The organism is Streptomyces sp. NBRC 110035, from assembly GCF_000829695.1.
Classification (GTDB): Bacteria; Actinomycetota; Actinomycetes; order Streptomycetales; family Streptomycetaceae; genus Streptomyces.
In genome coordinates, this window is record NZ_BBNN01000033.1 from 142,708 (window position 1) to 153,168 (window position 10,461).

The window sequence follows — 10,461 nt, forward strand, 5'->3', positions numbered from 1 at the left end:
GCGTCGGCAACTCCGCATGAACGGCGAAGCTCCCCTCCACCATCGCACGGCCCCGGCCGCCGCCCTCACACCCCCCTCCCGCGGGGCGCCGCCCTCGCGCCCCTCCCGCGGGCCGCCACGGTCACACCCCCCGCATCCACTGCTGCATCACCGACAGCAGGTGATCGGGGTCGACCGGCTTCGTCACGTAGTCGGAGGCTCCCGACTCGATCGCCTTCTCCCGGTCGCCCTTCATCGCCTTCGCGGTGAGCGCGATGATCGGGAGTCCCGCGAACTGCGGCATCCGGCGGATCGCCGTCGTCGTCGCGTATCCGTCCATCTCGGGCATCATGATGTCCATCAGGACGACCGCCACGTCGTCGTGCTGCTCCAGCACCTCGATGCCCTCGCGGCCGTTCTCCGCGTACAGCACGGAGAGACCGTGCTGCTCGAGGACGCTGGTCAGCGCGAACACGTTGCGGATGTCGTCGTCGACGATGAGCACCTTCTGTCCACCGAACCGGATACCGCGCTGCGACCGGGGCGCCGGATCCTGCTCCAGCTCCGTGCCCGGCGTCGTGGGCCACTGCTCCGGCTGCTGCCGCGCGGGCCGCTGCTCCAGCTCGGGCAAAGGCCTGCGGCGCCGCCGGAACAGCGCGGCCGGACCGTTCTGGGTCTCCCGGTAGGACGTCACCTCGGCCGGCGTCTCCACCCCCGCACCGGAGGAACCGGCCGACGCGGCGGGGCCGCCGCTCTCCAGGGCAGGCATGGACTGCTGGTAGCCGTGCGGCGGCAACTCGCTCGGGTGCAGCGGGAGATACAGCGTGAAGGTCGAGCCGCGGCCCGGCTCGCTCTGCGCGTGGATCTCACCGCCGAGCAGTTGGGCGATCTCCCGGGAGATGGACAGCCCGAGCCCCGTGCCTCCGTACTTGCGGCTGGTCGTGCCGTCCGCCTGCTTGAACGCCTCGAAGATCACCCGCATCTTGCTGGCGGCGATCCCGATGCCCGTGTCGGACACCGAGAAAGCGATCAGGTCGGCGTCCGGGTCGGTCAGCGAACCGGCCTCCAGCAGTTGCTCCCTGATGGCCTGGGGAACGTCGTCGCGAGCCGGCCGGATGACCAGCTCGACGGACCCGGAGTCGGTGAACTTCACCGCGTTGGACAGCAGGTTGCGCAGCACCTGCAGCAGCCGCTGCTCGTCGGTGTGCAGCGTGGCCTGGAGCTCCGGGGAGACCCGCACCGACAGGTCCAGGCCCTTCTCCGCGGTCAGCGGCCGGAAGGTGGCCTCCACATAGTCCACGAGCTGGACGAGCGCGATGCGCGTCGGGGAGACGTCCATCTTGCCCGCCTCGACCTTCGACAGGTCGAGGATGTCGTTGATCAGTTGCAGCAGGTCGGAGCCTGCGCCGTGGATGGTCTCGGCGAACTCGACCTGCTTCGGGGAGAGATTCCCGTCGGCGTTGTCGGCGAGGAGCTTGGCCAGGATCAGCAGCGAGTTGAGCGGGGTGCGCAGCTCGTGCGACATGTTGGCCAGGAACTCGCTCTTGTAGCGCATGGAGACCGCGAGTTGCTCGGCGCGCTCCTCCAGGACCTGCCGCGCCTCCTCGATCTCGGTGTTCTTCACCTCGATGTCGCGGTTCTGCTGGGCCAGCAGCTCGGCCTTTTCCTCCAGTTCGGCGTTGGACGCCTGGAGCGCCTTCTGCCGCTGCTCCAACTCGGCCGAACGCTCCTGGAGTTGCTCGGTCAGCTCCTGCGACTGCGCCAGCAGCAGCTCCGTCTTGGTGTTCACCGAGATGGTGTTGACGCTCGTCGCGATCATCTCGGCGATCTGGTTGAGGAAGTCCTTCTGGATGTGCGTGAACGGAGTGAACGAGGCCAGCTCGATGACGCCCAGCACGGTCCCCTCGAACAGCACCGGAAGCACGATCACCTGTGCGGGCGGCGCCTCCCCGAGACCCGAGGAGATCTTCAGGTAGCCGCTGGGCGCGTTCTCCACCAGGATCGTGCGCTTCTCCATGGCGGCCGTCCCGATGAGCCCCTCACCGGGCCGGAACGACGTCGGCATCGAGCCCAGCGAGTAGCCGTACGAACCGAGCATGCGCAGCTCGTACTGGTCGTCCTCGGCGGCGCCCACGTCCTCCCCGTCGGCCAGGGGCATCGAGAGGAAGAACGCACCGTGCTGTGCGGAGACCACGGGCGTCAGCTCGCTCATGATCAGCGAGGCCACGTCCTCCAGGTCCCGACGGCCCTGCATCAGTGCGGAGATACGGGCCAGATTGCCCTTCAGCCAGTCCTGCTCCTTGTTGGCGATCGTGGTGTCGCGCAGGTTGGCGATCATCTTGTTGACGTAGTCCTGCAGTTCCTGGATCTCTCCGGACGCGTCCACGTCGATCTTCAGGTTCAGGTCGCCGCGCGCCACCGCGGTCGCCACGCGTGCGATGGCACGCACCTGCCGGGTCAGGTTCCCCGCCATCTCGTTCACGGACTCGGTCAGGTCCCGCCAGGTGCCGTCGACGTCACGCACGCGGGCCTGCCCGCCGAGCTGGCCCTCCGTGCCCACCTCGCGGGCCACGCGCGTGACCTCCTCGGCGAAGGACGACAGCTGGTCCACCATCGTGTTGATGGTGGTCTTCAGCTCGAGGATCTCCCCGCGCGCGTCGATGTCGATCTTCTTCGTCAGGTCGCCCTTGGCGATGGCCGTCGTCACCATGGCGATGTTGCGCACCTGACCGGTCAGGTTGGACGCCATCCGGTTCACGGACTCGGTGAGGTCCTTCCACGTACCGGCCACACCCGGGACATGCGCCTGACCGCCGAGGATGCCGTCCGTACCCACCTCGCGGGCCACCTTGGTGACCTGCTCGGCGAACGAACTCAGTGTCTTCACCATGATGTTGATGGTGTCGGCGAGCTGCGCCAACTCGCCGCGCGCCTCGATGGTGACCTGCCGGGTGAGGTCACCGCTGGCGACCGCGGCGGACACCTGGGAGATGTTCCGCACCTGCGTGGTCAGGTTCTTGGCCATCAGGTTGACGTTGTCGCTCAGGTCCTTCCAGATGCCCGTGACCCCGGGCACGTGCGCCTGGCCGCCCAGGATGCCCTCGGTGCCCACCTCGCGGGCCACCCGGGTCACCTGCTCGGCGAACGACGACAGCTGGTCCACCATCGTATTGACCGTGGTGACGAGTTCGAGGATCTCACCCTTGGCGTCGACGGTGATCTTCTTGGACAGATCGCCCTTCGCGACCGCGGTGGTGACCTCGGCGATGTTGCGCACCTGGAGGGTCAGGTTGTTCGCCATGCCGTTCACCGACTGGGTGAGGTCCTTCCAGGTGCCGGAGACACCCTGCACCTCGGCCTGGCCGCCGAGGATGCCCTCCGTACCCACCTCGCGGGCCACCCGAGTGACCTCCTCGGCGAACGACGACAGCTGGTCCACCATCGTGTTCAGCGTGTTCTTCAGCTCGAGGATCTCCCCGCGCGCGTCCACGGTGATCTTCTGCGACAGGTCGCCCCGGGCCACCGCCGTCGCCACCTGGGCGATGTTGCGCACCTGCGCGGTGAGGTTGCCGGCCATGCCGTTGACCGAGTCGGTGAGGTCGCGCCACACGCCGGCGACGCCGGGCACCTGCGCCTGGCCCCCGAGCCGGCCCTCCGTACCCACCTCGCGGGCCACCCGCGTGACCTGGTCGGCGAACGACGACAGCTGGTCCACCATCGTGTTGATCGTGTTCTTCAGCTCGAGGATCTCCCCGCGCGCGTCCACGTCGATCTTCTGCGACAGGTCGCCCCGGGCGACCGCCGTCGTGACCTGGGCGATGTTGCGTACCTGGCCGGTCAGATTGGACGCCATCGAGTTGACGGAGTCGGTGAGCTCCTTCCAGGTGCCCGACACGCCGTCCACCCGGGCCTGACCGCCCAGCCGTCCCTCCGTGCCCACGTCCCGGGCCATGCGCGTGACCTGGTCGGCGAAGCTCGACAGCTGGTCCACCATCGTGTTCACGGTGTTCTTCAGCTGGAGCATCTCGCCGGACACGTCGACGGTGACCTTCTGCGACAGGTCGCCGTTGGCCACCGCCGTCGTCACCTGGGCGATGTTCCTCACCTGACCGGTGAGGTTGCGGAACGCGGTGTTGACGGAGTCGGTGAGGTCCTTCCAGGTACCGGCGGCACCCGGCACCTGCGCCTGGCCGCCGAGCTCACCCTCGACCCCGATCTCGCGCGCTACGCGGGTGACCTCGGCGCCGAAGGCGGACAGCTGGTCGACCATCGTGTTGACGGTGTTCTTCAGCTCCAGCATCTCGCCGGCCACGTCCACGGTGACCTTCTGCGACAGGTCGCCGTTGGCCACCGCCGTCGTCACCGCGGCGATGTCCCGCACCTGTGTCGTCAGGTTCCGGAACACCGTGTTGACGGAGTCCGTCAGGTCCTTCCAGGTACCGGCGGCACCCGGCACGTTCGCCTGACCGCCCAGTTGCCCCTCGGCCCCGACCTCGTTGGCGACCCGGGTGACCTCGTCCGCGAAGATCTTCAGCGTCTCGGTCATCTGGTTGATCGTGTCGGCGAGCTGCGCGACCTCGCCCCGCGCCGGAACAGTCACCTTCCGTGACAGATCGCCGTTGGCGACCGCGGTCGTCACCTCCGCGATCCCGCGCACCTGCGCCGTCAGGTTCCCGGCCATGGTGTTGACGGAGTCGGTGAGTTCCTTCCACACGCCGTCCACACCGGACACCTGCGCCTGCCCGCCCAGCGCGCCCTCGGTGCCCACCTCGCGCGCTACGCGGGTCACCTCGGAGGAGAACGCCGAGAGCTGGTCCACCATCGTGTTGACGGTGTTCTTCAGCTCCAGCATCTCGCCTTCGACGTGCACGGTGACCTTGCGGGACAGATCGCCCCGGGCGACCGCCGTCGTCACCAGCGCGATGTCGCGCACCTGCGCCGTCAGCCGTTCCGCCATGGTGTTGACCGAGTCCGTGAGGTCCTTCCACGAACCGGACATGCCCCGCACCCTGGCCTGACCGCCCAGCTTGCCCTCGGTACCGACCTCGCTGGCCACCCGCGTGACCTCGTCGGTGAAGGTCGACAACTGGTCGACCAGGTTGTTGACGGTACGCCCGACCTTCAGGAACTCGCCGCGCAGCGGCTGCCCCTGCCCGTCGCCCACGCCCAGCTGCGCCCGCAGATCCATCCGCGGCGACAGATCACCGTCGGCCACCGCCGACAACACCCGGCTGACCTCGGAGACGGGCCGCACCAGATCGTCCACCAGCGCGTTCGAGTGGTCGATCGCCGTGGACCAGGAGCCCTCGCAGGCCCCCGTCTCCAGGCGCTCGGTGAGTTTCCCCTCACGCCCCACCATGCGCCGCACCCGCGCCAGCTCGCCCGTCAGATGGAGATTGCGGTCGGCCACCTCGTTGAAGACCGCCGCGATCTCCGCCATCACGCCGTCGCCGGACACCGTGAGCCGTTTGCGGAAGTTGCCGTCCCGCATCGCCACCAGGGCGACCATGAGGCGGTTCAGGGCCGCGGTGTCCACCGCGGTGGTCCCGCCCCGGGACCTGCCCTGCTTACTAGGGGACTGTCCGCCTTTCGCGCGCGTGTTCGTGCCCCGCGTCGCTGCGCCAGACTCCACTGTGTCCCTCCCGCAGGGGTCGACCGTTACTGCTGTGCTCGGGTACCACCGCACGGGCGTACCTGTGACTGCTGACTGTGACTGCTTGTACTTGCTCTGCTTACTCGTGCACATGCGTGTACTACTGCGATACCTGCCCTGCCTACCGGGGCGCTACCCGGGCGGCCGTGCGTCCGGCCGGAGGGCACCCGCCCGTCCGGACCTTCGCGACAGCCTGCCCGTCCAGTGTTTCACCCCCGCCGAACCAGGCCATAACAGTTCGGCAGCTTCGCACACCGTCCGCACGCTCCCGGCCGTCGGACACCTCCCGACGGAAACACGGCGGACCGGCATCCGCTCGGACCGCGAAGGTAAGTAACCTTGCATCCGGCTGTCCAGCCACACCGGTCCGTCCGGTCTGGGCGGTGGCACGGAGACGAGCGGGCATCGGAGGGCGGCCGCACACATGACCACCGGACTGATCCCGGGGGAACAGCCCCCGGACCCTCGGCCGACGAGTGGCCTGCCGCACCAGTGGCGTGAGCCGGTCGGCCATGGGATCATGCCCGTCGAGAACCGGCCGAGGAGTTCTGTGATCACCGCGCGTGCGGCCGCCAGCTTCGAGCCCGTCGGGCGCTCGGTCGCCAGTGCCCGCTCCTTCGTCCGCGACACCCTCCAGGGGTGGGGGTTCGCCGACATCGTCGACGATGCCGTGGTCCTCACCAGCGAGCTCGTGACCAACGCCGTGATCCACACCAGCACCTGGGCCGACCTGCTGTGCCTGCGCTGCGACGACGGCGTACGGATCGAGGTGACCGACCGGTATCCGGAGCGTGAGGTCCCGCTCCGGGGTCCGGCCGCCGACATGGGCGGCCCCGACCGCGAGGGCGGACGCGGCCTCCAGCTCTGCGCGGCCCTGGCCGGCCGGTGGGGTGTCGAGTACACACCGGCCCACAAGACCGTCTGGTTCCAACTCGACGTCCCCGAACGTCCGGTGGGGGCCCGCTCGGCCGGACCGGTGCTGCCGTCCGAACTCCTCCCGATCGCCGACGCCAGGGTCCGCGTCGCCGTCGTGCAGATCGACCGGATCGGCGCGGTCTCCTCCTGGAACGAGGACGCGGAGGAACTCTTCGGCTATAAGGCCGACCAGGTCATCGGCAAGCCCCTCACCGACTTCGCGGCCTGGCCGCACACTCCCGGCACCGGCACCGGCATCGCGGAGGCGCTCCAGCTCTCCCGCTGGGAAGGCAGCTACGGCATAAGGGACACCACCGGCCGGGTGATCCCCGTCTACGCCTCGCACCTGCGCGTCCGCGACACGGACGGCGATCCGTCAACCGTGTGCCTCCTCGTCAGGGACCACGAACGGGCGGTCCTGCAGACCCCGTTGCGCGTCCCCTCCGATTCGGCCGCCTCCTCCGAGAGCCAGAGCACCGACCCCTTCGAGGTGTTCATCGGCTCGCCCGCCCCGGACGACCTCGACGGCCTCCTCCAGCGCACGGTGGAACGGGCCCGCGACATGCTCGACGGCGACTCCGCCTTCCTGCTCCTCGCCACCGACGACGAGACGGAACTCGAGGTACGTGCCTCCACCGGTCTGCCCTCGGCCCGTCAGCGCTTCGCCCGCGTTCCGGTGGAAGCCGGCTCCGGCCGTTACGGCTCCGCCCGCATGCCGGCCGTCCACGACGACCTCGCCGCCCTGCCCGGCGCGGTCCCGCTCCTCAACGGCACCGGCATGCGCTCGGTCGTCACCGTCCCGCTCAAGGTCGAGGGCCGTCTCACGGGCTCCCTCGGCGTCGCCGCGGAGGGAGCGGGCCGGTACTCCAACGAGGAGGCGCTGCGCCTGCAGTTCGCCGCCGACCGCATCGCCCTGGCCGTCGAGTCGGCCCGCCTGGGAGAGCTGGAGCGGCTGCGCAGGGGTTCGCTGAGTTTCCTCGTCGAGGCGTCCGACCTGCTGGCCGGCACCCTGGACCGCGACCAGACCCTGGCCCTCATGGCCCAGATGACCGTTCCCACCCTGGCCACCTGGTGTGCCGTCTACACGATCGCCGACCAGGCCTCCGAGCCGTACCTCTCCTATGTACTGCACGAGGACGAGGAGCTCATCGACGGCATCAAGTCCCTGCTCTCGAAGATCGCCCCGCCCGACCCGGTCCCCACCCCCGGCGCCCGTGTCTGGTCGGCTCCCGGCGAAGTGGCCCATCAGGCGGCCCTGCGCACGTCCATGCGCAGTCTGGGGCTGAGCAGCAGCCCGGACACCCGGGTCACTCCCGGCATCGGCCCCACCCTCACCACGGCCTCCGCGGTCGGCGGCGAGACGGTGGTCCTCCCTCTGGTTGCCCGCAACCGCGTCATCGGTATGCTGACGCTCGGCAAGCCGGCCGACGAGCACTTCCGCCAGGAAATCCTCGAACTCGCCGAGGACCTCTCCCGCAGAGCCGCCCTGGCCTTGGACAACGCCCGCCTCTACTCCGAGCGCACGGCCATCAGCCAGTCCCTCCAGCGCAGTCTCCTCCCCCCCTGAACTGCCGGCGATCGAGGGCGTCGAGGTGGAGGTCATCTACCGCGCGGCCGGCGAGGGCAACGAGGTCGGCGGTGACTTCTACGACCTCTTCCCGATCAGCGACGGCGCCTACGGCTTCGCCATCGGCGACGTCTGCGGTACAGGACCCAACGCCGCGGCCGTCACCGGCCTCGCCCGGCACGCGCTCCGGCTGCTCGCTCGTGAGGGCCTCAGCGGCCCTGCGGTCCTCGATCGCCTGAACTCCGCCATCCTCGACGAGGGCGCACGCAGCCGCTTCCTCACCCTGCTCTACGGCGAGCTGCGCCCGCAGGAGGACGGCAGCGCGGAACTGAAGGTGGTGTGCGCCGGCCACCCGCTGCCGCTGCGCCTGCGTCAGGACGGCACCGTCGAACCGGCCGCCGACCCGCAGCCCCTCCTCGGCGTCCTGGAAGACCTGGAACTGTACGAACAGACGGTCACGCTCGATCCGGGCGACGTCCTGCTGTGTGTCACCGACGGTGTCACCGAGCGCCGTGAAGGCCCGCGCATGCTGGGCGACGACGGGCTCGCCGACGTTCTGACGACCTGTACGGGCCTGACCGCCGGCGCGGTCGCCGCCCGCATCATGCGCGCGGTGGAACGCTTCGCCTCCGATGCCCCTTCCGACGACATGGCGATCCTCACCATGCGCGTCCCGGAGCTCCACCAGAACTGAGCTTGATCGGATCAGGGCATGAGAAAGGCCCCGCCCGGGAGGGCGGGGCCTTTCTGTCGGAGCCCCCAAACGGAATCGAACCGTTGACCTTCTCCTTACCATGGAGACGCTCTACCGACTGAGCTATAGGGGCCTGTCGCTTTCCGCGGTTTCCCGCCCGGCAACGGAATAGATCATACCCTGAGCAGCCCCGTGCTCCCAACCACTGGTCCGCGACCGCGGTTCAGACAGCCGGCTGCAGCAGCCCACCCAGTGCGTTGCACGCCGACGCGACGCGCTGCATGTCCCGCTTGGTCAACGAGGTGTCCACGGGCAGGGCGAGTGTCACGTCGGCGGCCCGTTCGGTCTCGGGCAGAGACACGCACCGCCGGAACTCCGGCAGCCGGTGCACAGGCGTCTTCACCGGCACCCTGCACTCGACTCCCTTGGCCCGCAAGGCTCGCGCGAAGGCGTCCCGGTCCGGTCGCCCGTTGCCGGGGACCCGCACGACGTACTGCTGGTAGGTGTGCCCGTCACCTCCGTCGGGTGTCCGCACCCCCCGCAGCTTCGCGTCGAGGTAGGCGGCACGCTCCCTGCGCCGGGCGACCTCGTCGTACGGAGCTTCGGACTCCCCGTGCTCCAGCACCAGCAGGCCGTGCCGTTGTCCGAGCGCGTGCAACCGGGCCATGTCGGCGTGCCTGCCGAAACGGTGCACGGCGACAACGGCCGCCGTGCGCGAGGTGATGGCCGCTTCCACAGCGGCCGGCGCGATGCAGTAGGTCACCGGATCTATCTCGGCGAACACCGGCAACGCACCTGCGAGGGTGACGGCCTCGGCAACTTCCACGTTCCCGAAGGCGGACACGACCACCTCGTCACCGACTCCGACACCGGCGGCCCTGAGCAGTGCAGCAGTACCCATGGGAGGGATGTTCGTTGCGCAACGTGAACTTCAAGTGACGCGGAACAAAAAAGGGTTGGACCCCGAACCGAAGTTCGGGGTCCAACCCTGTCAAAGATTGTTCGGCGGCGTCCTACTCTCCCACAGGGTCCCCCCTGCAGTACCATCGGCGCTGTAAGGCTTAGCTTCCGGGTTCGGAATGTAACCGGGCGTTTCCCCTACGCCATGACCACCGAAACACTATGAAACAGACAACCGCACCGCACCCCGCCGAAAAAACGGCGGAACACGGGGTCGTTCGTGGTTTCAGAACCAACACAGTGGACGCGAGCAACTGAGGACAAGCCCTCGGCCTATTAGTACCGGTCAACTCCACACGTTACCGTGCTTCCATATCCGGCCTATCAACCCAGTCGTCTACTGGGAGCCTTACCCTCTCATGGAGGTGGGAGTCCTCATCTCGAAGCAGGCTTCCCGCTTAGATGCTTTCAGCGGTTATCCCTCCCGAACGTAGCCAACCAGCCATGCCCTTGGCAGGACAACTGGCACACCAGAGGTTCGTCCGTCCCGGTCCTCTCGTACTAGGGACAGCCCTTCTCAAGACTCCTACGCGCACAGCGGATAGGGACCGAACTGTCTCACGACGTTCTAAACCCAGCTCGCGTACCGCTTTAATGGGCGAACAGCCCAACCCTTGGGACCGACTCCAGCCCCAGGATGCGACGAGCCGACATCGAGGTGCCAAACCATCCCGTCGATATGGACTCTTGGGG

2 protein-coding genes, 1 tRNA gene, 2 rRNA genes and 1 pseudogene are annotated in these 10,461 nt (G+C 68.6%); 1 reads left to right on the plus strand and 5 read right to left on the minus strand.

All coding sequences use genetic code 11. From position 1 onward, the window contains the following. Nucleotides 1–121 precede the first annotated feature (121 nt). Nucleotides 122–5,611 (minus strand): HAMP domain-containing protein, encoded by a 5,490-nt coding sequence (locus tag TU30_RS23155; protein WP_078878456.1) that lies wholly within the window; start codon nt 5,609–5,611, stop codon nt 122–124. A gap of 445 nt (nt 5,612–6,056) precedes the next feature. On the opposite strand from TU30_RS23155, the pseudogene TU30_RS23160 reads away from it, so the two are divergent. Further along, nucleotides 6,057–8,808, plus strand: a pseudogene (locus tag TU30_RS23160) (SpoIIE family protein phosphatase). A 60-nt stretch (nt 8,809–8,868) separates the two neighbouring features. Here TU30_RS23160 and TU30_RS23165 read toward each other — a convergent pair. From TU30_RS23165 to TU30_RS23180, 4 genes are all read right to left on the minus strand, one after another. Continuing rightward, a tRNA-Thr gene (locus TU30_RS23165) sits at nt 8,869–8,941 on the minus strand. A gap of 90 nt (nt 8,942–9,031) precedes the next feature. Beyond that, complete coding sequence (locus TU30_RS23170; RefSeq protein WP_042173142.1) at nt 9,032–9,694, minus strand: DegT/DnrJ/EryC1/StrS family aminotransferase; 663 nt, start codon at nt 9,692–9,694, stop codon at nt 9,032–9,034. A gap of 114 nt (nt 9,695–9,808) precedes the next feature. Beyond that, nucleotides 9,809–9,925 (minus strand): 5S ribosomal RNA (gene rrf, locus TU30_RS23175). A 99-nt stretch (nt 9,926–10,024) separates the two neighbouring features. Next, a 23S ribosomal RNA gene (locus TU30_RS23180) occupies nt 10,025–10,461 on the minus strand; the annotation flags it as partial.